The organism is Comamonas humi (genome assembly GCF_054782535.1).
Genome location: NZ_BAAGSH010000001.1, coordinates 20,591 through 44,247 on the forward strand (window position 1 = coordinate 20,591; position 23,657 = coordinate 44,247).

General features: G+C 70.0%; 21 protein-coding genes. 5 read left to right on the top strand and 16 right to left on the bottom strand.

Annotated elements, in window-relative coordinates:
• Nucleotides 1-13: 13 nt before the first annotated feature.
• The 9 genes from ACYVKR_RS00110 to ACYVKR_RS00150 form a co-directional block, all read right to left on the bottom strand.
• On the bottom strand, nucleotides 14-1,594 hold the full coding sequence (locus ACYVKR_RS00110) for an ATP-dependent acyl-CoA ligase (RefSeq protein ID WP_460478668.1): 1,581 nt from the start codon (nucleotides 1,592-1,594) through the stop codon (nucleotides 14-16).
• Nucleotides 1,595-1,602: 8 nt separating this feature from the next.
• The gene (locus ACYVKR_RS00115; protein WP_460478669.1) at nucleotides 1,603-2,091 is read right to left on the bottom strand and encodes an aromatic-ring-hydroxylating dioxygenase subunit beta; all 489 of its coding nucleotides are present in this window, start codon (nucleotides 2,089-2,091) and stop codon (nucleotides 1,603-1,605) included.
• Nucleotides 2,088-3,419, bottom strand: coding sequence for an aromatic ring-hydroxylating dioxygenase subunit alpha (locus tag ACYVKR_RS00120; protein WP_460478724.1), 1,332 nt, complete (start codon nucleotides 3,417-3,419; stop codon nucleotides 2,088-2,090). Before ACYVKR_RS00120 ends, ACYVKR_RS00115 begins: the two co-directional genes overlap by 4 nt.
• Before the next feature lie 20 nt (nucleotides 3,420-3,439).
• A complete protein-coding gene (locus tag ACYVKR_RS00125; RefSeq protein ID WP_460478670.1) occupies nucleotides 3,440-4,411 on the bottom strand; it encodes a Bug family tripartite tricarboxylate transporter substrate binding protein in 972 nt (323 codons plus the stop codon).
• Nucleotides 4,412-4,471: 60 nt separating this feature from the next.
• Complete coding sequence (locus ACYVKR_RS00130) at nucleotides 4,472-5,461, bottom strand: PDR/VanB family oxidoreductase (protein ID WP_460478671.1); 990 nt, start codon at nucleotides 5,459-5,461, stop codon at nucleotides 4,472-4,474.
• Between the two features lie 12 nt (nucleotides 5,462-5,473).
• Complete coding sequence (locus ACYVKR_RS00135) at nucleotides 5,474-6,970, bottom strand: indolepyruvate oxidoreductase subunit beta family protein (protein ID WP_460478672.1); 1,497 nt, start codon at nucleotides 6,968-6,970, stop codon at nucleotides 5,474-5,476.
• 12 nt (nucleotides 6,971-6,982) lie between these two features.
• Complete coding sequence (locus ACYVKR_RS00140; RefSeq protein WP_460478673.1) at nucleotides 6,983-9,148, bottom strand: indolepyruvate ferredoxin oxidoreductase subunit alpha; 2,166 nt, start codon at nucleotides 9,146-9,148, stop codon at nucleotides 6,983-6,985.
• Between the two features lie 242 nt (nucleotides 9,149-9,390).
• Nucleotides 9,391-9,528, bottom strand: a complete 138-nt coding sequence (locus ACYVKR_RS00145) for a hypothetical protein (RefSeq protein ID WP_460478674.1) — start codon at nucleotides 9,526-9,528, stop codon at nucleotides 9,391-9,393.
• Nucleotides 9,525-10,748: an MFS transporter gene (locus ACYVKR_RS00150; RefSeq protein ID WP_460478675.1), complete on the bottom strand. Its 1,224-nt coding sequence runs from the start codon at nucleotides 10,746-10,748 to the stop codon at nucleotides 9,525-9,527. Before ACYVKR_RS00150 ends, ACYVKR_RS00145 begins: the two co-directional genes overlap by 4 nt.
• Before the next feature lie 99 nt (nucleotides 10,749-10,847).
• Here ACYVKR_RS00150 and ACYVKR_RS00155 point away from each other — a divergent pair, with 99 nt between their 5' ends.
• From ACYVKR_RS00155 to ACYVKR_RS00165, 3 genes are all read left to right on the top strand, one after another.
• The gene (locus ACYVKR_RS00155) at nucleotides 10,848-11,792 is read left to right on the top strand and encodes a LysR family transcriptional regulator (protein ID WP_460478676.1); all 945 of its coding nucleotides are present in this window, start codon (nucleotides 10,848-10,850) and stop codon (nucleotides 11,790-11,792) included.
• Nucleotides 11,793-11,827: 35 nt separating this feature from the next.
• Nucleotides 11,828-12,673 (top strand): helix-turn-helix transcriptional regulator, encoded by an 846-nt coding sequence (locus ACYVKR_RS00160; protein WP_460478677.1) that lies wholly within the window; start codon nucleotides 11,828-11,830, stop codon nucleotides 12,671-12,673.
• 100 nt (nucleotides 12,674-12,773) lie between these two features.
• Nucleotides 12,774-13,754, top strand: coding sequence for an MBL fold metallo-hydrolase (locus ACYVKR_RS00165; RefSeq protein ID WP_460478678.1), 981 nt, complete (start codon nucleotides 12,774-12,776; stop codon nucleotides 13,752-13,754).
• A gap of 107 nt (nucleotides 13,755-13,861) precedes the next feature.
• Here the strand turns inward: ACYVKR_RS00165 and ACYVKR_RS00170 are convergent, their stop codons facing one another.
• The 6 genes from ACYVKR_RS00170 to pobA all read right to left on the bottom strand — a co-directional run bounded on the left by ACYVKR_RS00170 (nucleotide 13,862) and on the right by pobA (nucleotide 20,581).
• Nucleotides 13,862-14,815 carry a class I SAM-dependent methyltransferase gene (locus ACYVKR_RS00170; protein WP_460478679.1) on the bottom strand — a complete coding sequence of 318 codons (954 nt, stop codon included), beginning with the start codon at nucleotides 14,813-14,815 and terminating at the stop codon, nucleotides 13,862-13,864.
• Nucleotides 14,815-16,287 carry a M20 family metallopeptidase gene (locus tag ACYVKR_RS00175; RefSeq protein ID WP_460478680.1) on the bottom strand — a complete coding sequence of 491 codons (1,473 nt, stop codon included), beginning with the start codon at nucleotides 16,285-16,287 and terminating at the stop codon, nucleotides 14,815-14,817. The genes ACYVKR_RS00170 and ACYVKR_RS00175 overlap by 1 nt, the downstream gene beginning before the upstream one ends.
• Nucleotides 16,288-16,454: 167 nt before the next feature.
• A complete protein-coding gene (locus ACYVKR_RS00180; RefSeq protein WP_460478681.1) occupies nucleotides 16,455-17,480 on the bottom strand; it encodes a transporter in 1,026 nt (341 codons plus the stop codon).
• Nucleotides 17,481-17,533: 53 nt separating this feature from the next.
• Nucleotides 17,534-18,118 (bottom strand): class I SAM-dependent methyltransferase, encoded by a 585-nt coding sequence (metW, locus tag ACYVKR_RS00185; RefSeq protein WP_460478682.1) that lies wholly within the window; start codon nucleotides 18,116-18,118, stop codon nucleotides 17,534-17,536.
• Nucleotides 18,115-19,263, bottom strand: coding sequence for a homoserine O-succinyltransferase MetX (metX, locus tag ACYVKR_RS00190; RefSeq protein WP_460478683.1), 1,149 nt, complete (start codon nucleotides 19,261-19,263; stop codon nucleotides 18,115-18,117). The genes metW and metX overlap by 4 nt, the downstream gene beginning before the upstream one ends.
• Nucleotides 19,264-19,405: 142 nt before the next feature.
• On the bottom strand, nucleotides 19,406-20,581 hold the full coding sequence (gene pobA, locus ACYVKR_RS00195) for a 4-hydroxybenzoate 3-monooxygenase (RefSeq protein ID WP_460478684.1): 1,176 nt from the start codon (nucleotides 20,579-20,581) through the stop codon (nucleotides 19,406-19,408).
• 132 nt (nucleotides 20,582-20,713) lie between these two features.
• Here pobA and ACYVKR_RS00200 point away from each other — a divergent pair, with 132 nt between their 5' ends.
• Nucleotides 20,714-21,499: an IclR family transcriptional regulator gene (locus ACYVKR_RS00200; protein WP_460478685.1), complete on the top strand. Its 786-nt coding sequence runs from the start codon at nucleotides 20,714-20,716 to the stop codon at nucleotides 21,497-21,499.
• 132 nt (nucleotides 21,500-21,631) lie between these two features.
• Here the strand turns inward: ACYVKR_RS00200 and ACYVKR_RS00205 are convergent, their stop codons facing one another.
• Nucleotides 21,632-22,519, bottom strand: coding sequence for a LysR family transcriptional regulator (locus tag ACYVKR_RS00205; protein ID WP_460478686.1), 888 nt, complete (start codon nucleotides 22,517-22,519; stop codon nucleotides 21,632-21,634).
• A gap of 126 nt (nucleotides 22,520-22,645) precedes the next feature.
• On the opposite strand from ACYVKR_RS00205, the gene ACYVKR_RS00210 reads away from it, so the two are divergent.
• Entirely contained in the window at nucleotides 22,646-23,653 is a 1,008-nt protein-coding gene (locus ACYVKR_RS00210) for a Bug family tripartite tricarboxylate transporter substrate binding protein (protein ID WP_460478687.1), read from the top strand.
• The last annotated feature ends 4 nt before the right edge of the window (nucleotides 23,654-23,657 follow it).

Genomic DNA, 23,657 nt, shown 5'->3' on the forward strand with positions numbered 1-23,657 from the left:
AAGCTCCTTCGGGTCAGCGCTTGAGCTGGATGCCGGCCGCCTCGCGGTCCCAGGTCTGCTCGGTGATGCCGCGCTCGCGCAGCTTGAATTTCTGCACCTTGCCGTTCTCGGTCGAGGGCAGCGCGGCCATGAACTCCAGGTAGCGCGGCACGGCGAAATAAGCCATGCGCGGCTCGCAGAAGCGCACCAGCTCCACCGGGTCCAGCGCAACGCCTTCGCGCGGCACGATGGCAGCCATGACCTCGTCCTCGGCCAGCTCGCTCTTCACCGGGAACACCGCCGCCACGGCCACGGCCGGGTGGCTCAGCAGCACCTGCTCGACCTCGTAGGACGAGATGTTCTCGCCGCGCCGGCGGATCGCGTCCTTGAGCCGGTCGAGGAAGGTGAAGAAGCCGTCGGCATCGCGCACCACGCGGTCGCCGGTGTGGAACCACAGGTTGCGCCAGGCCTCCACGGTCTTGTCGGCCATGCCGAAGTAGCCGGTGGCGAAGGCAAAGGGCTCGTCGGCGCGCAGCAGCAGCTCGCCGGGTGTGCCGGGCGGCACCTCCTCGTCGTGCTCGTCGGCCACGCGCGCGGTGAAGCCCGGCGCCACGCGGCCCATGCTGCCGGGGCGCTGCTCGGCATCGAGGCCGATGACGAAGTTGGTCTCGGTGGAACCGTAGCCGTCGAGCAGCCGCATGCCGAAGCGCTCGCTGAACTGCGCATGGAAGCGCGGCGGCACGCCGGGCGCCAGCGCGATGCGCACGCGGTGCGCGCGGTCGTCGGGCGTGGCGTCCTTGGACAGCAGGATGGGCACCATCGCGCCCAGCACATAGGTGGCGGTGGCCTGGTGCTGCACCAGCGCGGCCCAGAAGCCCGAGGCCGAGAAGCGCTTCTCGACCACCAGCGTGGAGCCGGTCAGCAGGGCCTGGAAGAAGGCGTTCATCGCGTTGGTGTGGAACAGCGGCAGCGTGGTCAGCAGCACCTCGCCGTCGCCCAGTTCCAGCAGCGCCGCGGTGTGCCGGCCCCACCAGTAGAACTGCGCGTGCGGGCAGCACACGCCCTTCGAGAGGCCTGTCGTGCCCGAGGTGTAGAGGATGGCCAGCGTGTCGCCGGGCTGCACGGGTGCGGCATCCGCCAGCGCCTCGCCGAGCGCCGGAAAAGGCTCGGTGCCGGGCTCCGGCGGTGCATCGATGCGCCACACACGCTCCAGCGGCAGGCCATCGCGGTCTTCGAGCCCGCGCAGCGCAGCCAGGCCTTCGGCCTCGGCCACGAACAGCCGCGCGCCGGAGTTGGCCAGGATGTGCCGCAGCGTGGTGCCGCGCGCGGCGGTGTTGATGGGCACGGTGACGGCGCCGATCCATGCACAGCCCAGGAAGGTCTGCAGGAACTCGGCGCGGTTGCCGCACATCAGCGCCACGCGGTCGCCGGCGCGGATGCCGGCGGCCTGCAGCACTGCGCCCATGGCCTGGGCGGTGCGCAGCGCATCGGCGTAGCGCCAGCGGGTGTCGCCGGCGACGAGCAGCGTGCGCTCCGCAAAGCGGCGGCACTGGTGCGCCAGCATCGCCGGCAGCGTGCGCCCTGCGGGCGCGAAGGTTTCGATGGCAGAAGGCATCGCGGGCCTCACATGAAGAGTTGCATGTTGCCGAAGGCGGCGTCGCAGTTCACCAGGTCCACGCGCTTGAGCCGCATGCGCAGCGCGCCGTCGGCCTGCCGCACCAGCTCGTGGCTGGCCCAGCCGGCGTACAGCGTCTGCTCGTCCTGGCGCGTCTCGATGTAGTGGAAGGCCGTGCGGCAGGTGTAGGTGCCGGCCGCGTCGTCGCGCGCCGTCACGCGCGGCGTCTGCAGCAGGTGGTGGCAGCGGCTCGCGGGCTGCTGCGAGAAGGTGCGGGCGCCGCGCAGGCGCTCGATGCGCACCTGCAGCAGCAGCCGGTCTTCGTAGAGCAGCGAGGCATGCAGCCGTGGATCGGTCTGGCCGTGGGCCAGCGGCATCCAGTAGTGGCCGTCCTCGGTGAACAGGGCCAGCCAGTCGTCGAAGCGCAGTTCGTCGAGCAAGGCGGCTTCGTCGAGCACGAAATCGATCAGCTGCTGGTCGGTGGGTGCGGTGCTCATGCCTCGGCTCCTTCACGCATGCCGGCCGTCATGAAGCGCGCCCAGGCACGCATCTGGCTGCGCATCTGCCATTCGTTGGTGCCGTTGGTCACCGCCTCGTCCTGTTCCTTTTCGGACGGATCGAACAGCCGGCCCACGTTCACCCATTGCGAGCCGCGCGAGGCCAAGCCCTGCTGGGCGCGCTCGTACATCTCCAGGTCGTCGTGTCCGACCACCGACGTGGGTGCATTGACCAGGCGGTTGTACATCAGCGTGCGCTCCAGCAGCAGGTCCGGCGCGCCGACGAGGCGGAAGGTCCAGCTCTCGACCAGCGTGCGGTCGGCTGCCAAGGGGCGGAAGATGCGCAGCGTCTGGATCGGGCCCTTGACCATGATGTTGGGGAAGTACACGGTGTTGTGGCGCACATCGCCCAGGATGGCGTTGGCACGTTCCTCGCCGTAGGTGGCGACCATGCTCTCCCAGTAGCCCGGCGCGGGCGAATAGGCCGCGTGGATGGAGTCGCTGACGCCGGTGTGGCCGTGGCCGTTGGGCCAGACGCGAATGCCCATGCCCTCGAAGAACTCGTAGGGGTTCACGAAGGGGGCGAACAGCTCCACCGCCATGGGCTTGGGCGTGCCCTCGGGCGCGTTCTCCCATACCTTGACGGCCGTGCCGGCCGAGGACTCGTGCGCCACCATCGGATGGCAGGTGTCGGTCTGGTTGTCGACCAGCATCTTCCAGTTGCAGCGGTGCAGGTAGCGCATCACGCCGCCGGCCACTTCCAGCCGGCCCTCGGGCGAGCGGTCGACCATGTTGTCCAACGTCGAGAGCGAGGGGCCGAAGAATTCCTCGAATCCCATGCCCTCGGGGTTCAGCCGGCAGAAGACGAAGTCGCGGTACACCTGCACCGCGCCCACGGCGGTCAGGCCCTTGCTGGCCTCGCAACTCTCCAGGCCGGTGTTCTCGTAGCCCTTCTTCAGCGGGATGGACAACAGCTTGCCGTCGGTGCGGTAGGTCCAGGCGTGGTAGGGGCAGCGGAAGAATTTGCCGGTGCTGCCGCAGCCGTCGGGCGCGACCTTGACCCCCTTGTGTGCGCAGCGGTTGTACAGCACCTTGATGCTCTGGTCGGTGTGGCGCACCATGACGACCGGCTGGTCGCCCACGGTGGTGGCGAAGTAGTCGCCGGGCTGGGGCACCTGGCTGGCATGGCCGACATAGATCCAGGTGTTAGCGAACAGTTGCTCCATCTCGAGCGCGAAGATCTCGGGATGGATGTAGCAGTCCTTGTGCACCTCGGTGTCGCGCACCAGGGCGCGGATGGCTGCGGGGTTATCGCGATACTCAGACATGGCGGACATGGCGCCCTCCCTCAGTCCAGCTTGATGTTGGCTTCGCGCACCACGCGGCCCCAGCGCTCGCGCTCCTGCGCCGCGAACCGGGCCAGCTCCTGCGGCGTGCTGGGCAGCGGCTCGATGCCCAGGGTCTGCATGCGGGCGCGGATGTCGGTGGAGTTCAGTGCGTCCACCAGGTGCTTGTTCAGCGTTTTCACCGTCGCGGCGCTGATGCCGGCGGGCGCCACCAGCGCCTGCCAGGCCGAGGCCTCGAAGCCGGCCAGGCCCTGCTCGGACAGCGTGGGAATGTCGGGCATGCTGGCCAGGCGCTGGGCGCTGGCCACGCCGATGGCGCGCACCTTGCCCGAGGTGATGAAGGCGCCGCCGCTGGAGGTGTCGACGAACATGAAGGGCAGCTGCCCGCCGACCACGTCGGCGATAGCCGGCGCCGCGCCGCGGTAGGGCACGTGCGTCAGCGTCAGGCCGGTCTGCTGGCGGAACAGCTCGGTCGCCAGGTGGTGCGGGCTGCCGGTGCCGGGGCTGCCATAGCTCATGCCCGCGGGATCGCTGCGCACCCAGGCCATGAAGTCCTTGAGGTTCCTGGGCTTGGCATTCGGCTGCACGACCAGCACCAGCGGAAAGCGGGCGATGGTGCCCACCGATGCGAAGTCCTTCTCCGCGCTGTAGGTCAGCTTGCTGTAGAGGAAGGGGTTGGCGGCGATCACGGCCGAGTCCGCGGTGAACACCATGTGCTCCGCGTCGCGCGCCTTGGCCACGTAGTCGCCCGCGATGTTCGAGCCGGCGCCGGGCTTGTTGATGACGATGATGGTCTGGCCCATGGAGCGGCTCATGGCCTCGGCCAGCATGCGCGCCACGGTGTCGGAGCCACCGCCGGGGGCGTAGCCGACCACCCATTCGATGGGCTTGCCATCGGCCAGGGCCAGCGAGGGCGCCGCGGCCAGCGGCAGCAGGGAGAGCACTTGGCGGCGGGACAGCGTGGTGGATTTCATCGCGGGCTCCTGGAAGCGGATCGGTGGGGAAGAAAAGGGGACAAGGACAAAGGCCCGGGCTCAGAGGTCGAGCACCAGCCGCGCACTGCGGGCGCGCGAGACGCAGATCTGCATCACCTTGCCGCCGGCGCGCTCGGCGGCGCTCAGCACGGCATCGCGGTGGTCGATCTCGCCTTCGATCACCTCGGCGGCGCAGACGCCGCATTCGCCGCGCTTGCAGTCGAACAGCGGATCGCAGCCGTGCTCGATCAGGCAGTCGAGGATGGACTGGCCGGCCGGCACGGTGACCTGCCGGCCGCTTTGCGCCAGCACCAGCTCGATGGCCTGGTCGCCCGCAGCCGCCACCGGCGCGGTGAACAGCTCGAAATGCACCCGCTCGCGTGGCCAGCCGCGCGCATCGGTGGCGGCCAGCACCGCGTCGAGCATCACGCGCGGGCCGCAGACGTAGAGCTGGTCTTCGCCGGCGCAGCCGTCCAGCAGCGCGGCCACGTCCAGCGGCGCGCCCTGGTCTTCGTCGGCATGCACGGCCAGCGACTCGCCCAGCAGGGCCTGCAACTCGGGCAGGAAGGCCATCAGCCCGCGGCTGCGGCCCGCGTAGAGCATGCGCACCGGCAGGCCGGCGGCGCGGCGCGCGGCCGCCATGCTGGCCAGCGGCGTGATGCCGATGCCACCGGCCACCAGCACCGCGCAACCCGCATGCGTGCCCAGCGGAAAATCGTTCTTCGGCGGCTCGATGGCGATACGCTGGCCGACCTGGAGACCATGCATCCAGCGCGAGCCGCCGCGGCCCTCGTCCTCGCGGCGCACCGCGATGGTGTAGTGCGGCTGCGGCAGGCCGGTGTCGGCGCCAGCCTCGGTGTTCACCAGCGAGTAGTGGCGCCAGTCCTGCACCTCACCCTGGGCCTTGCCCGGCAGCGCTACCTGCACGCGCACGTGGGCACCGGCAGTGAAGCCCGGCAGCGGGCTTCCGTCCACCGCGCGCAGCGTGAAACGGCGGATCAGCGGATTCAGCAGATCGGCCGCAACGACTTCGACAGCAATCGTTTCCATGGTGGGTCTCCTTCAGGCCAGGGCATGGCGCACGAGTGCGGCCTGCAATGCCTTGCCGTGTTCATCGGCCAGCGCGGCCTCGCGCAGCTCGCGCAGCGTGGCCGGGGCCAGGCGCTGGCCCGCGGCGCGCACCGCGTCCATCAGCCGCAGGTAGTTCGCCAGGCCGCGCGCATGCGTGTCGCTGTAGCCCTTGACGAGGCGCTGGCACTGCGCCACCTCCACCGCCAGCGCCGGGTTGTGCTGCGCTGCGGCCTCGATGTGGGCCAGCCACTGCTCGATGCGCGCGTTCTCCATCTCGTAGCGCAGCGTGCGCCGCCGCATGCCGCGCAGCCGCGACAGGCCCCACAGCAGCAGGTAGCCGCGCAGCGAGCTGGTGGTGACCACGCGGCCCTCGCGCGTGAAGCGCGCCAGCAGGCGGTGCACGGCGTGCGGGCGCTGCAGCCAGCGGCCCAGGCCGGCCGGCAGGGTTTCGCAGATCTCCTCGATGCGCGGATGCATGTATTCGTTGATCGCCAGCTGCTGGTCCTGCTGCACCCCCACTTCAGACTGCACGCGCGCAAAGCGGTTGGCGCGCGTCTTGAGGTCGGCCACGCGGATGGTGTCCTCATAGCTCATCCACAGCGCCAAGTGCCGAGCCGTCTCGCGCAGCAGCAGGCCGGAGCCGTCGGCCAGCGCCTGCACCCGACCCAGACGATCGAGGTAGAGCGTGGCATAGCCCAGGTCCTGGTAGTCGATCATGCGGCGCACGCCCTCGATGACCAGCGGGCGCGCATCGGCCGCAAAGCCCTGCTCCACGCGCTGCAGCAGCGCCGCCACCTGGGGGTCGCTGGGCTTGGCCACCGCCGCGGCCGGGAATGCACCGGCCTGCGGCGCTTCGTCCGCCTGTTGCGTGCGGTCGCAGGCGCCGCCGAAGGCCTTGAGGCTGGCCTTGACGCCCACGCCGCCGCGCTCGATCGTGGTCTCGAACTGCGCGCGGCTGAAGGGCAGCACGCCGGTGCCGGCCAGCGCGCCGAACAGCACGGCGCTGACCACGCTGCCGCTGGCCTGCGCGGCCTCTGCCATGTCGAAGCGCACGAAGCGCCTGGCGGCACGCCCGGCATGGGCCAGCAACTGGGCATCGTCTACGCGGCCGTCGCCCATGGCCGTCTTCTCGGCGATGGCGTAGACGCGGTGCGTGGAGGAGATCAGCGTGGTGCGGTCCGGCGTGACGAGGCCGCGCTGCACGGCGCGGCCGGCCTCCATCAGCTCGGACGCCAGCACCAGGTCCACATCGCCCGGCAGCGGCATCAGCGCCAGCACCGGCTGGCCGCCGTCGCGGCGCGCCTGCTCGGCCGGGAACAGCTCGACGTAGTAGATGGTGGCGCCGGTGCGCTGCGCCACGCCGGGCACCGACGTGGTCTGGGCAATGTAATCGTTGTGCTCCGCGAGGTCGACGATCCAGTCGGCCAGCACGCCGCCGCCCTCGCCGCCCATGGCGAGGATCGCAATCTTGATGGGTTGGGTTTTCATGGCAGTGTCAGCTCAAAAGGCGTGGCTGTCGAGGCGGTGCTGGTCGCGGCCCTGCAGCCAGCCGATCACGGCGCTGCGCAGGCGCTGGCGCAGGCGGTCCCAGCGCGTGGGGTTGCTCACGATCTGTGCGCGGTAGAACGAGGGGCAAAGCACGGCCGCATGCGAGACCTCGCCGCACAGGCCGCAGCCCACGCAGCTGTCGATGACGGTCGCCACCGGGTCGGTGCGCAACGGATCGGGATTGGGCTTGATGGACAGCGAGGGGCAGCCCGACAGGCGGATGCACGAGTGGTCGCCCGTGCAGGTGTCGGAGTCGACACCGAAGCGCTCGCGCACCACGCGCTCGCCGCGCGCCACGGCGGCGCGCTGCTGCGGCTTAATGCGGCGCTGCTTGTTGAGCATGCATTCGCTTTGCGCCACCAGCACCTTGGGGCCCTGTTCCTTGGTGGTCAGCGCCTCGCGCAGCGTGCCGACCATGGTCTTCAGGTCGTAGGTGCGGCGCACCGTCTTGACCCAGTTCACGCCCACGCCGCGCACCGCCTTCTCGATCGCATGGTTGGTGCTACGCGTGGGGTTTTGCGCCGCCGACGAGAGGATGTCCTGCCCACCCGTGGCCGAGGTGTAGCTGTTGTCGACGACGATGGTCAGGTTGTCGCTCTGGTTGAACACCGCATTGGCGATGCCGCTGGTCAGGCCGTTGTGCCAGAAGCCGCCGTCGCCCATGACCGAGACCACGCGCTTGCCGCCCTCCTGCGGCGTGGGCGGATTGAAGGCCGCCGCCCCGGCGGCGCCCAGGCCGTAGCCCATCGTGGTGTTGCCCAGGTTGAAGGGCGGCAGGATGGAGAACAGATGGCAGCCGATGTCCGCGCTGACATGGTGCTCGCCCAGCTCGCGCTCGATCAGCTTCATCGCGGTGAAGATGGGCCGCTCGGGACAGCCGGTGCAAAAGCCCGGCGGGCGGGCCTGCACGCTGGCCTCGATGGGGCGCTCGGGCTCGGGCGGAGCGGGCTGCAGCGGAATGACCTTGCGCGGCGCGGGCTGCGGCTGCAGCTTGCCATGCGTTTCGAGGAAGGCGCGCAGGCCCTTGAGCACGGCGGCCGTGGTGTACTCGCCCGCGGCGGGCAGCACGTCCTTGCCGTGCAGTTGGGTCGCCGAGCCGGCATGGCGCAGGATGGTCGCCACGTTCTGCTCGACGAAGTTGGGCTGGCCTTCCTCCACCACCAGCAGCGCGCGCTTGCCTTCGCAAAAGCGCAGCAGCTCGCTGTCCACCAGCGGGTAGGCCACGTTCATCACGTACAGCGGAATCTGCGTGTTGCCGTAGGCATCGGCCAGGTCGAGCTGCTGCAGCGCGCGGATCAGCGTGTTGTAGCTGCCGCCCTGGCAGGCGATGCCGACGTCGCTGGCACCCTCGGCGAAGAACTCGTTGAGCCCGCGCTCCTCGATGAAGCGCACCGCCGCCGGCCAGCGCTGCTTCAGCTTTTCCTGCTCGTGCAGGAAGCTCGCCGGCGGCAGCACGATTCGGTCCACGTCGCGCTGCGGCTGGGCCATGGCCTGCTCGATGGTGTAGGACGGCCGGCGGTTGTCGCTGGCGGTGAACTGGCCATGCACATGGCAGGCGCGGATGCGCAGCTGCAGCATCACCGGCGTGTTGCTGGCCTCGGACAGCTCAAAACCATCCTTCACCGCCTGCACGATGCTCGGCAGATTGGGGCGCGGGTCGAGCATCCAGATCTGCGACTTCATCGCAAAGGCGTGGCTGCGCTCCTGCATGATGGACGAGCCCTCGCCGTAGTCCTCGCCCACGATGACCAGCGCGCCACCCTTGACGCCGCCCGAGGCCAGGTTGGCCAGCGCATCGGAGGCCACATTGGTGCCCACCGTGGCCTTGAAGGTCACGGCGCCGCGCAGCGGGTAGTTGACCGACGCGGCCAGCGTGGCGGCGGCCGTGGCCTCGCTGGCGCTGTTCTCGAAGCGGATGCCATGCTCGACCAGGATGTCCTGGGCATCGGCCAGCACGTCCATCAGGTGCGAGATGGGTGCGCCCTGGTAGCCCGCGACGTAGTTCACGCCCGACTCCAGCAGCGCCTTGGTCACGGCCAGGATGCCTTCACCGTGGAACACCTCGCCGGCGCCCAGGCGGAGCTTCTTGACCTCTTCGACAAACGAGCGTTCTGCCATCGCAAGATCCTTCACATGGCTCGCGTGGGGACGAGCATTGATGATTTTGGATGAATATCTCACGCATCAGTTTAAAAGTAAATATATCCAAAATCATGGTTTTTACTAGGATTGACGCGACCAGAACAGCTATTGCTATGGTCCATTTGGCACCCATAGGCACCTCAAACGCGGGCCAGGGATGCAGCGCAAAAACAGAAAAGGGCCCTGTGACAGGCCCTTCCGAGGGGGACGGACAACCGCTATCCGCACCAGGCAAATGCATCCACCACCCTGAGCAGCGCCGCCGGCGCCAGCCAGCCCTCGAAAGCCCGCCACAGCAGGCCGGCCGCGGCGCACAACGCCAGCGCTGCCGCGCCGTGGCGCAGGGCCGTCTTCATGCCGTCCCCACGGCCAGCCCGCTGCGCTGCACCGGCCGGTCGTCAATGGGCCAGTGCAGCACGGCCGCCAGCAGCCCCAGCGCCACCGAGGCGAACCACAGCCACTGGTAGGAATGCGTGGCATCGAACACCACACCGCCCAGCCACGCCCCCAGAAAGCCGCCGAGCTGGTGGCCGAAGAAGACAAAGCCGAACAGCGTGGCGATGTAGCGCACGCCGAAGATCTGCGACACCAGCGCATTCGTGAGCGGCGCAGTGCCCAGCCACAGCAGGCCCATCACGAACGAGAAGACGTAGGCGCTGGTGGCCGACACCGGCACCCACACGAACGCCGCCATGGCCAGCGAGCGCACCAGGTACAGCAGTGCCAGCACATGCTTGCGGCGCGCCAGCACGCCCGCGTGGCTACACAGGTAGGTGCCGGCCACGTTGGCCAGCGCGATGATGGCCAGGCAGGCGCCGGCCTCGCGCGCGCCCAGGCCCTGGTCGAGCAGGTACGAGGGCAGGTGCGCGCCGATGAAGGCGAGCTGGAAGCCGCAGGCCAGAAAGCCCGCGTTCAGCAGCCAGAAGCCGCGGTGCGCAAAGGCCTCGCGGATGGCCTGCGCCAGCGATTGCTGCACCTCGTCGGCCGCGGGCAACTGGGGTTCATCGCGCAGGCACAGGGCCAGCGGTGCCAGCCCCGCCATGCAGCCGGCCAGCACCAGCGCCACCGTGCCCCAGCCCAGGCCGCCGAGCAGGGCCTGCGTCCACGGCACGACCAGGAACTGCCCCAGCCCGCCGATGGCGCCCGCCACGCCCAGCGCCCAGGCGCGCTGCTGCGGCGCGAACAAGCGGCTGAGCGCGCCGTACACCACGCCAAAGGCCGTGCCCGACAGCCCTATGCCCACCAGCACGCCGTTGCCCCAGGTAAAGCCCGCCAGCGTCGGCGACAGTGCCATCCACACCAGGCCCGCCGCATACACCAGCGCCCCGGCCAGCAGCACACGCAGCGAGCCGAAGCGGTCGGCCAGCATGCCGGTGAAGGGCTGGGCCAGCCCCCATACCAGGTTCTGCAGTGCCACTGCAAAACCGAAGGCCTCGCGCGACCAGCCGCGGTCGAGGATGACGGGCTGCATGAACAGCCCCTGCACATGGCGTATGCCCAGCGCACCTCCCATGAGGAGGCCGCCGGCCACTACCAGCAGCCAGCGCCGGCGCCAGCTTTCATCTGTCTTGCCCATGGATTCCCTTCCTGCATCACGCATGCATGCCGGCCATTACACTCGGGGGCCTGCGCAGGCTCAACCGACTTTTTTGCGCGGCTCGCATGAGTAACAGGAATGTCAGTCACCCTCACCCAGCTCCCTTCGCTCGACCTGGTGCGCGGCTTTGTCGCGGTGGGCCGGCGCATGAGCATCACGCTGGCGGCCGATGATTTGTGCGTGACCCAGTCGGCCGTGAGCCGGCAGGTGCGCGCGCTCGAAGAGGCCCTGGGCGTGCAGCTGCTGGTGCGCGGCCACCGCGCCATCGCGTTCACGCCCGAGGGCGAGCGGCTGTTTCGCAGCGCCGACAGCGCGGTGCGGCAGCTGCAGGACGTGGTGGCCGTGCTCGGCAGCCAGCGCGGGCAGCCTCCCGTTACGCTCTCGGCCAGCATCGGCTTCACCTCGCTGTGGCTGCTGCCGCGGCTGGGGCGCCTGCAGCAGCAGTGGCCGGGGCTGGACCTGCGCGTGGCGGCCGACAACCAGGTGCTGGATCTGGCCAGCCTGCGCCACGGCGGCATCGACTTGGCCATCCGCTACTGCGCCGATCGCGAGGCGCCCGAGGGCGCGCTGCGGCTGTTTGGCGAGACGCTGGTACCCATCGCGCATCCATCGCTGCAGATCGGCCGGCTCGACTCGCCCGAGGCGCTGGCCGGGCAGGTGCTGCTGGAGCTGGATCTGCCGCAGCGCCGCTGGCTGCACTGGGCCGACTGGCTGGCCGCGCTGGGCCTGCGCGATGCGCGGCCCCGGGGCATGCTGCTCTTCAACCAGTATGACCAGCTGGTGCAGGCCGCCATCGCCGGCCAGGGCATCGCCATCGGCCGCTACGAGCTGGTGGCGCCCTTGCTGGCCGACGGCCGGCTGGTGGCCGTGGGGCCGCCCGGCCTGGTGGCCAGCCCGTACAGCCACTGGCTGCTGCCGGTGTCGCCGGAACCCAGCGAGGCCGCGCGCAAGGTCATCGATTGGATAAGGGCCGAGGCCCAGGGCCTGGCGCCGCTGCCGCCCGTGCGCGTCCACCGCCGCTGAAGCCAGCCACCTTTTTCCGCATGCATCCACACACCATGGCTTCCCCCACCGCGCTGCTGCACAGCCTGCAGGCCCTGGCCGATGCGCAGCTGGCCGCCGAAGGCGTGGCCTGCTTTCGCGCGCGCCGCGCGCATGGCGTGCGCTCGCTGGACATGCCCGGCCCGCTGCTGACCCTGCTGCTGCAGGGCCGCCAGCAGATGCGCGTGGACGGCAGCACCCATGTGGTCGAGGCCGGCGAGCTGCTGCTGGTGCGCCGGCCCTGCAGCATCGACGTGACCAACACGCCCGGCCCGCAGGACGGTGGCTACCTGAGCCTGGGCATCTCGCTGTGCCATGAGGTGCTCGATGCCGCGCGCCTGCTCTGGGCCGAGCCCATCACCACCGGCGGCACCGCCGTGGTGCAGCTGCCGCTGGCCGACCACGCCAGTGCCCTCGAGCGCTGGAGCGCCGCCATGCACGCGGACGACTACGCCCAGGCGCGCCTGGCGCTGACCGAGCTGCTGCTCGCGCTGTGCCGCGCCGGGCACGCGGCCATTCTTGCGCCGCTGCCGCCCAGCCTTGCGGCGCAGCTACGCGCGCTGGTGGCCGCGCGACCCGAACGCGACTGGCAATCGCGCGACTTTGAGGCCGAACTCGGCCTCTCGGGCGCCACGCTGCGCCGCCGCCTGCAGGCCGAGGGCACTAGCATGCGCGCCGTGGTGGCCGAGGCGCGGCTGGCGCGGGCGCTGGAGCTGCTCTATGGCACGCGCCTGCCCGTCAAGACCGTGGCGGCGCGCGTGGGCTACCGCTCGGTGGCCAGCTTCACGCGGCGCTTCGGCGAGCGCTACGGGCTGGAGCCGGGGCAGATCGGCAACCAGGCCGGCGGCCCGGCAGGCGATTGAGCGTTGCGCGCGCCAGATTGAGCGCCTCGCGCGCCGGGGCCCGGCTAACTTCGCTGGATGGCCTGGCATGTCGCCGGCCCCCACCAGGAGTTTGTTGTCCATGAGGTACCCGTTTTCCCGCGCCGTGCAGGCGCTGACCTGTTCCCTGGCCGTGCTGGCCGCCGCCGGCTGCACGGCGCCGCCGCCAGCCGCGTGGGAGCAGGTGCCCGGCATCCAGCGCCAGCAGATCGGCGCGCTGCAGGTCACCGCGCTGTTCGATGGTGTGGTGGCGCTGCCGCGCAGCCAGATCCTGGGCGTGGACGCCGCGGGCGTGCAGCAGCTCCTGCACCAGCGCTATGTGCCCGAAGACCCGCAGGGCCTGCAGACGGCCGTCAACGCCTACCTCGTGCGCCTGGGCGGCAAGCTCGTGCTGGTGGATACCGGCACGGCGCGCTGCTTCGGCGACGGGCTGGGCCAGGTGCTGCGCCACCTGCGCCTGTCGGGCAACGACCCGGCGCAGGTCGATGCCGTGCTCCTCACCCACGCCCACCCCGACCACCTGTGCGGCCTGCTGGATGGCGAGGGCCGCCCGGCCTATCCCAACGCCCAGGTCTACCTGTCGCGGGAAGACGCCGCCTACTGGCTGGACCCGGCGAACGAGCCCGCCGCGCCCGAGGCGCTGCGCCCGCTCTTCGGCATGGCGCGCGATGCCGTCGCGCCCTACGAGGCGGCGGGGCGGCTGCAGCGCTTCGGCCCCGGCGAGGCCTTGCTGCCCGGCGTGACCGTGCTGCCCACGCCGGGCCACACGCCCGGCCATGTCTCGTACCTGCTGGATGCCGGGCCGGGCGCCGCGCCGCTGCTGGTGTGGGGCGACCTGGTGCACTACCACGCGGTGCAGCTGGCCCAGCCCGAGGCCTCGTACGAGCCCGACACCAACCGGCCGCAGGCCATCGCCAGCCGGCGCGCCATGCTGGCGCGCGCGGCCGATGCCGGCTGGTGGGTGGCCGGCGCGCACCTGCCCTTCCCGGGCCTCGGCCATGTGCGCCGCGAGGGCCCTGCCTATGCCTGGGTGCCGACGGAGTTCGGGCCGCTACGGCCCTGAGAGAGTTTGAATAATTTGATAGCTGCTGGCGCTTGTTGCCATTGATTTTCAGTCACTTTCATTCCGAAAAACATGGCATGACAAGCGCCAGCAGCTATCAAAATCGATTACAGACTCTCCGCCACGGCTGCCGCCCGGTAGACCAGCACTTTCAGCGCGCGGTCGGGCGACACGTCGGCAAAGCTGGCCGGGTTGTCCACCTGCTGCACGAAATCGAGCCCCGGCGCCAGCTCGCGCATCTGGTCCTGCAAAAAGGACAGCGGCAGCTCGGGCGCGTTCAGGCACAGCAGCGCGTGGCCGCCGGGCGCCAGCAGCGCGGGCAGGCGGCGCATCAGCCGGGCGTAGTCCTTGGTGGCGACGAAGCTGCCCTTCTGGTAGCTGGGCGGATCGACGATCACCAAGTCCCACGGCCCGCCGCGCGTGATCTTGCCCCAGCTGCTGAAGATGTCGTGCGGCCAGAAGGCGGCGCCCGCGGCCAGGCCGTTGAGGCGGTGGTTGTCGCGGCCGGTGGCGAGCGCGCCGCGCGCCATGTCCACGTTGACCACCTCGGTCGCGCCGGCGGCCAGCGCGGCCACCGAGAAGGCGCAGGTGTAGGCGAACAGGTTGAGCACCTTGAAGGGCGCGCCAGCCTGCGCCGCCGTCTGTGCAGCCACATGGCCGCGCACCCAGCGCCGGCCCTCGGCCATGTCGAGAAACAGGCCGTGGTTCTGGCCGCGCAGCACCTGTACCTGGTAGCGCAGGCCGTCTTCGGCCACCACCTGCGGCTCGGGCACGCTGCCGTGCATCAGCCGGGTTTCGCTCTGGCCGCCGTGGCGGCACTGGTAGATCCAGTTCAGCGCCTGCCCGGGCGCGGCCTCGCGCCAGCGCGCGGCCAGCGCCTCGCCCACGGCGGCCAATTCCTCATCGGCCAATGGGGCAAAGCTGGTCAGCACCAGCACCGGCGGGTAGCTGTCGAGCGCGAGGTGCTCGCAGCCCGGGTGCAGGCCGCCGCGCCCGTGGAACAGGCGCTGCGCGTCGGCGGTGGGTGCTGTGCGGGCGATGGCCTCCAGCAGCGGCTGCATCAGGCGTCGCCAGCGGGCATGCTGGCGATGACCTGGGCCACGGCGGCGGTGAGCTTCTTGGCGTAGGGCACGTGCAGGAACTCGTTGGGGCCGTGTGCGTTGCTCTTGGGGCCGAGCACGCCGCAGACCATCATCTGCGCCTTGGGGAAGCCCTGGCTCAGCATGCCCATCAGCGGGATGGAGCCGCCCTGGCCGATGAAGCCGCAGTCCGCGCCGAAGTGGGTGCGGCTCGACTGGTTCAGCGCGTTGAGGAACCAGTCCGCGGTGCCCGGCGCGTTCCAGCCGTTGGCGCCGCTGGCGCCTTCCCAGGTGACCTTGGCCTGGTAGGGCGCGTTGTCCTCCAGCAGGGCCTTGAGGGTCTGCATGCTCTGCACGGCGTCCACCAGCGGGGGCAGGCGCAGGCTGAGCTTGAAGGCGGTGTAGGGGCGCAGCACGTTGCCGGCGTCCTTGAGCGCGGGGAAGCCCTCGGCGCCGGTCACCGACAGCGTGGGCTCCCAGGTGCGCTTGAGCAGGGCCTGGGCCGGGTCGGTGGTGGTGGGCAGTGCGAACAGCGTGGAGCCGTTGCAGTCGAAGTGCGCCCACGGAAAGCGGCGGTACACCTCGTCGCCGAGGATGGCGGCGGTGGCCTGCGCCTGTTCGATACGGTCGACCGGGATCTCGCAGTGGAAGCCCGCGGGCAGCAGGCGGCCGGTGGCGCTGTCCTCCAGGCGGTCCAGCACCTGGCGCATGATGCGGAACGACGAGGGCACCAGGCCCGAGGCATCGCCCGAGTGCACGCCCTCGGTCAGCACCTCGACCTTGAGCGTGCCGGCCACCATGCCGCGCAGGCTGGTGGTGAGCCAGAGCTGGTCGTAGTTGCCCGCGCCCGAATCCAGGCAGATCACCAGGCCCACGTCGCCCATGCGGGCCTTGAGCGCGTCGATGTAGGCGGGCAGGTCGCCCGAGCCGCTTTCCTCGCAGGTCTCGATCAGGCCGACGATGCGCGGGTGCGGCACGTTCTGGCGCTTGAGCTCCTGCACCGCGGCGATGCTGGCATAGGTGGCGTAGCCGTCGTCGGCGCCGCCGCGGCCGTAGAGCTTGCCGTCCTCGTACTTGGGCGTCCAGGGGCCGAGGTCGCTGCGCCAGCCGGAGAACTCGGGCTGCTTGTCGAGGTGGCCGTACATCAGCACGGTCTGCTTGCTGGCGCTTTGCGTGGCGGCGATCTCGAAGAACAGCACCGGCGTGCGGCCCGGCAGACGCACCACCTCGAGCTTCAGGCCCGGCACCTTCTGCGCCTCGACCCAGGTGGCGGCGTTGCGCACCACGGTATCGATGAAGCCGTGCTGCGCCCAGTCGGCATCGAAGCCCGGCGACTTGGCGGGGATGGCGATGTAGTCGGTGAGCTGGCGCACGATGTCGCGGTCCCACTGCTGGCTGATGTGGGAGAGGGCGTCATCGGGCTGCAGCGCGGCGGCGTCGAGGCGGGCGTTCATGGCAAATCCTTGAAGGGAAATCGATGCCCGATTGTCCGGGATCGCTCCGGCGCCATCGGCGTAAACGCACCAAAGCCGATGCGCGCATGTCGGGTTATTTCAAGCCAAATCGGCCTCCAGCGCTTGTGCAGCAAGCGCCAATAGCTATTACTTAAATAGCAATCGATTCAATCGTCGTGCCGCTGCTTGCGGAAGGCGAGCCAGCCGGCGATGGCGGTGAAGGCGAGCACGATGGAGACCACGATCCAGAAGCCGTGCTCGTGCTGGGCCAGCGGTATGCCGCCGACGTTCATGCCGAACAGGCCCGCGAGGATGTTGATGGGCAGGGCCAGCACGGTCACCACCGTCAGCACGAAGAGGCTGTTGCTGTTGTCCTCGTTGACCGCGGCGGCCACCTCTTCCTGCAACAGCTTGATGCGGTCCTGCAGCGTCTGCATGTCGCGCAGCATCAGCGAGAACTCCTCGCTGGCGGCCGCCAGGCCGCGGCGGTCGTCCTCGCCCATCCAGCCCGGCGGCTGCTGCAGCAGGCGGAACAGCGCCGCCGGCTCGGGCGCCAGCAGGCGCTGCAGCCGCACCAGCAAGCGCCGCAGGCGCCCCAGGTGGGCGCGCGGATGGTGGTAGCGCCGGGCGATGATGGCGTCCTCGATGTCGTCCACGCGCGCCGTGGTCTCGCGCACCACCTTGACCAGCACGTCGGCCTGGGTGCGCATCAGGTGCTCGAGCAGCTCGGCGCTGCTGGCCGGGCTGTCGCCCCGGCGCACGGCGTCGCGCAGCGTGTCGACCGAGCGCAGCGGCTGGGTGCGCGCGGTGATGACCATGCGCTCGTCCAGGCAGATCCACAGCGTGGCGAGGTCGGCCGACTCGAAATCGAACTCGAAGTTCACGTCGTTGAGCACCGCCACCAGCGCGTCGTCGGCGCGCTCCAGGCGGGTGGAGGTCAGGCCCTCGCGCAGCGCGGTGTAGAAGGCCTCGGGCAGCGCGGCATGGCGCTGCAGCCAGCGCAGCGCGCGGGTGTTGGCCAGGTTGAAGTGCAACCAGAGGAATTCGCCCGGGCCGGCGCCTTCGCCCGGCCGGGCCGCCAGCCAGTCGGCGGCCGCCGGCAGCGCCATGGCCTGCGCGGGCTGGCGGCTGCCGCAGCCAAAGCGCCAGCCGCAGATCAGGCCGGCGTCGTCGGGGGAATGGACATCGTTCATGGGCGGTCAGCCCGCCATCATCGGCGCGGGGCGTGACCGTTTGATGACAGATTTCAGGCGTGCTCGAAGTGGAATACGGCGGTGCTCGCCAGCGCATTCGGCGCAAAGCGCCGCACGTCGCCGCCCTGCAGGCCGAAGGCGTCGAGGATGTTGAGCTGGTTCTTCAGCGCCAGCACCTCGAAGTCCTTGAAGGTGCCGACGCGGATGTTGGGCGTGTCGTACCACTGGTAGGGCAGGCGGCGCGTGACGGGCATGCGCCCGAGCAGCACCGACAGCCGGTTGGGCCAGTGCGCGAAGTTGGGGAAGGCGACGATGCCCTGGCGGCCGATGCGCGCGGTCTCGCGCAGCATCACCTCGGCATTGCGCAGGTGCTGCAGCGTGTCGATCTGCAGCACTACGTCGAAGCTATTGTCGTCGAAGATGGCCAGGCCGTCCTCGAGGTTGAGCTGCAGCACGTTGACGCCGCGGCGCACGCAGGCGAGCACGTTCTCGTCGTCGTACTCGATGCCGTAGCCGCTGCAGCCGCGCTCGGCCTGCAGGTAGGCGAGCAGGGTGCCGTCGCCGCAGCCCAGGTCGAGCACGCGGGCGCCCTGGGGCACGAGTTGCGCGATGGCGCGCAGGGTGGCTTTCTCGGTCATGCGGCCTCCTTGGAAGTCTCGGCCAGTTCCTGGGCAATGTTCTCGAAATAGGAGCGCATCACGCCCATGTAGCGGTGGTCGTCGAGCAAAAAGGCATCGTGACCGTGCGGCGCGTCGATCTCGGCGTAGCTGACGGTGCGGCGGTTGTCGAGCAGGGCCTTGACGATCTCGCGGCTGCGCGCCGGCGAGAAGCGCCAGTCGGTGGTGAAGCTGACCAGCAGGAATTTCGCCTCGGCGCCGGCCAGCGCCTGCGTGAGGTTGCCGCCGTGCGGCTTGGCGGGGTCGAAGTAATCCAGCGCCCGGGTGATGAGCAAATAGGTGTTGGCGTCAAAGTAGTCGCTGAACTTGTCGCCCTGGTAGCGCAGGTAGCTCTCGATCTGGAACTCCACCTCCTGCGTGCTGTACTTCAGCTCCAGCCCCTCGCGCAGCTGGCGGCCGAACTTCTCGTTCATCACGTCGTCGCTCAGGTACGTGATGTGGCCGATCATGCGCGCGATGCGCAGTCCGCGCTTGGGCACCACGCCGTGGCGGTAGAAGTGGCCGGCGTGGAAGTCCGGGTCGGTGACGATGGCGCGGCGCGCCACCTCGTTGAAGGCGATGTTCTCGGCGCTGAGGCAGGGCGCGCTGGCCACCACCACGGCATGGCCCATGCGCTCGGGGTACTGCAGCGACCACGACAGCGCCTGCATGCCGCCCAGGCTGCCGCCGAGCACGGCGGCCAGCTTGTGGATGCCCAGCCGGTCGAGCAGCCGGGCCTGGGCGTTGACCCAGTCCTCGACCGTGACCACGGGGAAGTCCGCGCCGTAGACTTGGCCCGAATCGGGGTTCAGGTGCATGGGGCCGGTGGAGCCGAAGCACGAGCCCAGGTTGTTGACGCCGATGACGAAGAAGCGGTTCGTGTCCACCGGCTTGCCGGGGCCGATCATGTTGTCCCACCAGCCCTCGCTCTTGGGCTGGCCCTCGTAGACGCCGGCCACGTGGTGCGAGGCGTTGAGCGCGTGGCACACGAGCACGGCGTTGGATTTGTCGGCGTTGAGCTGGCCGTAGGTCTCGAAGGCGAGGTCGTAGCCGCGGATGGACGCGCCGCTGGCCAGCGGCAGCGCCTCCTCGAAATGCATGGACTGGGGTGTCGCGATGAATGACATAAAAAAACCCGGCAACGCTAAAAACGGGCCGGGTCGGAGGTATGTCGGTTCGACGGGCGAGTCTTTAGCTGGATTTATAAAGCGCCCGCAAGCTACAGCAAATCGGCGCCAGAAGTCGCAAAGTGTACCCCAGCCGCCCGCGTCATGCCAGGGGCAGGCCCACGTAGTTCTCGGCCAGCGCCGCCGAGGCGACAGGCGAGTGCACGATGTAGTCCAGCTCGGCCTGCTGCACCCGGGCCTCGAAGGCGCCGGCCTCGGGAAAGCGGTGCAGCAGCGAGGTCATCCACCACGAGAAGCGCTCGGCCTTCCAGATGCGCGCCAGGCAGCGCGCGGAGTAGCCGTCGATGCCTTCGTCGCTGTGCTCGGCGTAGTGCTGGGCCAGCGCCCGGGCGAGGAAGCCCACGTCCGACGCGGCCAGGTTCAGCCCCTTGGCGCCGGTGGGCGGCACGATGTGGGCCGCGTCGCCGGCCAGGAACATCCGGCCGAAGCGCATGGGCTCGGTCACGAAGCTGCGCAGCGGGGCGATGCTTTTCTCCAGCGACGGGCCAGTCACCAGGCGCTCGCGCGCCTCGGGGTCCAGGCGCAGGCGCAGCTCGTCCCAGAAGGCCTCGTCGCTCCAGTGCTCGGCCTTTTCGGTCAGCGGCACCTGCAGGTAGTAGCGGCTGCGTGTGCTGCTGCGCTGGCTGCACAGCGCAAAGCCGCGTTCGGTGTGGGCGTAGATCAGCTCGTCGGAGACGGGCGGCGTGTCCGTCAGCAGGCCCAGCCAGCCGAAGGGGTAGACCTTCTCGAAGGTCTGGATGCGGTCCGCCGGCACGCTGGCGCGGCACACGCCGTGGAAGCCGTCGCAGCCGGCGATGAAGTCGCACTCGATCTCGTGCTCCTGGCCGTCCTTCTCGTAGCGCACGCGGGGGCGCGGGCCGTCAAAATCCAGCGGCTGCACGTTGCTGGCTTCGTAGATGGTGGCCAGGCCTTCGGCGGCGCGCACGTCCATCAGGTCGCGCGTGACCTCGGTCTGGCCGTAGACCATGACGCTCTTGCCGCCCGTCAGCCCATGCAGGTCGATGCGGTGGCGCTGGCCGCCGAACAGCAGCTCGATGCCCTGGTGCGGCAGGCCCTCGGCGCGCATGCGCCCGGCGGCGCCCGCTTGTTCGAGCAGGTCCACGGTGACCTGCTCGAGCACGCCGGCGCGGATGCGGCCCAGCACGTAGTCGGCGCTGCGCTGCTCGAGGATCACGGTGTCTATGCCGGCCTTGTACAGCAGCTGGCCGAGCAGCAGTCCGGCGGGGCCGGCGCCGATGATGGCGACTTGGGTTCGCATGGGGTGGGTCTCCTGATGGTTGATGCCTCCCAGGCTACGGAAGTACCCCGGACAAAGCGATGGGCCGCCGGGCAATTTGCGCGATCACCGCGCAATCTGCGCGACAATCGCCCAAAACTCCACCGAGCCGCCATGCCCCAGCCCGCCTTCCCCATCGCGCCCGCAGACTTCATCGCCGGGCTGGCCAAGGGCCTGGCCGTGCTGGAGAGCTTCGACACCGAGCGCCAGCGCCTCAATGCCACGGTGGCGGCGCAGCGGGCCGGCATCACGCGCGCGGCGGCGCGCCGGCACCTGCTGACGCTGACCCACCTGGGCTACCTGGAGACCGACGGCCGCCAGTTCTGGCTGGCGACCAAGGTGCTGCGCCTGTCGGGCAGCTACCTGGCCTCGGCCCGGCTGCCGCGCCTGGTGCAGCCGGTGCTGCACCGGCTGGCGGCGCAGACGGGGCTGTCGTTCTCGTGCGTGGTGCGCGACGGCGGCGAGGTGGTGATCGTGGCGCGCAGTGCGGTGCAAGACAGCGGCCAGCGCGTGCTGGCCCACGGCCTGCACCTGGGCAGCCGGCTGCCGGCGCATGCCACCTCCACCGGCCGCGTGCTGCTGGCGGCGCTGCCGCCGGCCGAGCTGGAGCGGTGGCTGGCCGAGCGCACGCTGCCGCGCCTGACGGCGCACACCGCCACCGACGCCGAGGCGCTGCGCGCGCTGCTGCAGCAGGTGCGCCAGCAGGACTATGGCCTGGCCTGCGAGGAGCACGAGCTGGGCGTGCAGGCGCTGGCCGTGCCGCTGCGCGACATGGCCGGCCAGACCGTGGCCGCGCTCAACCTGGTGACCTCGCCGCAGCGCATGGAGCCGGCCACCATGGTGGCGCAGCTGCTGCCGCTGCTGCAGGAGGCGGCGCGCGAGCTGCGCCCGCTGCTGTAGGCCGTCTTCAAAAACAGGAGCTGCTTGCGCCCACCACTATTGGATTTCCAATATTATTCGATTGAAAATCCATGTACATCAAGCGCCAGAAGCTATGTTTTCTGAAGCATCGACACAGCGCCCCGCCCCTCGCTAGACCTGCAGGCTGAGCTGCCGCAGCACCTCGGAGGTGCGGCGCACCAGCGGCGTCGCCTTGCGCTTGGCCGACTGCGCCAGGCACAGCGTGATGGGCACATGCGGCGACTCGATGGGCGTCACCGCCAGCCCGGCATGGGCGCCGTGGTTGCTCAGCGCGCTGTGGGTGAGGGCCGCGTAGCCGTAGCCGCCGCGCACCAGGTCGAGGATGACGGGCACGCTGGACACCTCCCACACCACGTGCAGCTTGACCTGCGACAGCGTGGCCTGGGCCTCCATGAGCTTGCGGAAGATCTGGCCATGCTGCGGCATGATGAGCGGAAAGCCGGCCAGCTCCTCGAAGCGCACCGAGGCGCGCCCGCCCAGCTCCTCTTGCGGGCCGACCAGGCACAGGCGCTCCTCCAGCACCGGCGTGACCTCGATGTGCGGCTGCGGCTCGGGCGAATAGACCAGGCCCAGGTCCATGCGGCCCGTGGTCAGCCACTCGGCGATGTGCATCGAGAAGCCCTCGACCACCGCCAGCCGCGCCTTGGGCATCTCGCGGCTGAAGATGTCGATCAGCGGCAGCGTCAGCCGCCGCGCCAGGCTGGGCGGCAGGCCGACGACGATGCGGCCCACCGGCTCGTCGCGCTGGGCGCCCAGGTCTTCGCGGGCCTGCGCCACGCGCTGCATGATGGCGTGGCCGTGCTCCAGCAGGCGGCGGCCGGCGTCGGTCAGCGTCACGCCGCGGCCGGTGCGGATCAAGAGCGTCTCGCGCAGCTCGGTCTCCAGCGCGCGCACCTGGCGGCTGAGCGCGGGCTGCGCGGTATCGAGCAGCACGGCGGCCTTGCTGAAGCTGCCCGTCTCGGCCACGTGCACAAAGGTTTCGATCTGCTGCAGGTTCATGGCCGCCGCGGCTCCTTGGATGGGTTCGGTATTCTTATGCCATTTTGCTATAGCTGCTAGCCGCAATAGCGCATAGGCGGTTCACGCCGGCTTATCCACAATGCGGCCATTCCAAGGAGACAAGTCATGAAGCACGATAGCCTTCCCTTCAGCCGCCGCCGCGCGGTGCTGGCCCTCGGCGGCCTGGGCGCCATGGCGGCATTGCCCGCGCTGGCCCAGGGCGACGCCGCCAAATGGCCGACCAGGCCTTCGCGCATCATCAACCCCTTCCCGGTCGGCGGCGGCCCCGACGGCCTCTCGCGCCTGGTGGCCGACAAGCTCAGCCGCGCCTGGGGCCAGCCCGTGGTGGTGGAGAACCGCCCCGGCGGCAACGGCTTCATCGCCATCGACGCCTTCAAGCGCGGCGCCACCGACGGCACCGACATGGTCCAGCTGGACAACGTGCACATCGCCGCCTACCCGCACCTGTTCAAGAAGCTGCCCTACGACCTGAACAAGGACTTCGAGATCCTGCTGCCGCTGTTCCGCAACTTCTTCTTCGTCTGCGTGCCGGTGAACAGCCCGTACAAGACCATGGCCGACCTGATCGCCGACGCCAAGGCCCGCCCCGGCCAGCTCAACTACGGCTCGTGGTCCATCGGCAACCCGGTGCACCTGGGCTCGGCCCTGCTCGAAAGCATGACCGGCACGAAGATGGAGCACGTGGTCTACAAGGAAACCAGCCAGCTCTACCAGGGCGTGGCCACCGGCCAGCTCAGCTTTGCGCTGGGCTCGCTGGGCACGGCCGGCCCGCTGATGCGCGGCGGCAAGCTGCGCTTCCTGGCCGTGGCGGCGCCCAAGCGCATCGCCGGCTTCGAGAACGTGCCCACGGTGTCCGAATCAGGCGGCCCGGCGGGCTATGTGGTCACCGGCTGGAACGCGCTGGCCGTGCGCCCCGGCACGCCGGCCGCCGTGCAGGACAAGATCCGCGCCGACGTGCGCCAGGCCCTGACCGGCAAGGACGTGGACGAGAAGTTCGCCGCCTTCGGCTACGAGAGCTTCGCGCCCACGCCGGCCGAGTTCAAGCAGTTCATGGCCGACGAGAGCAAGCGCTTCGGCGACGTGATCCGCAAGGCCGGCATCTCGCTGGACTGACGCG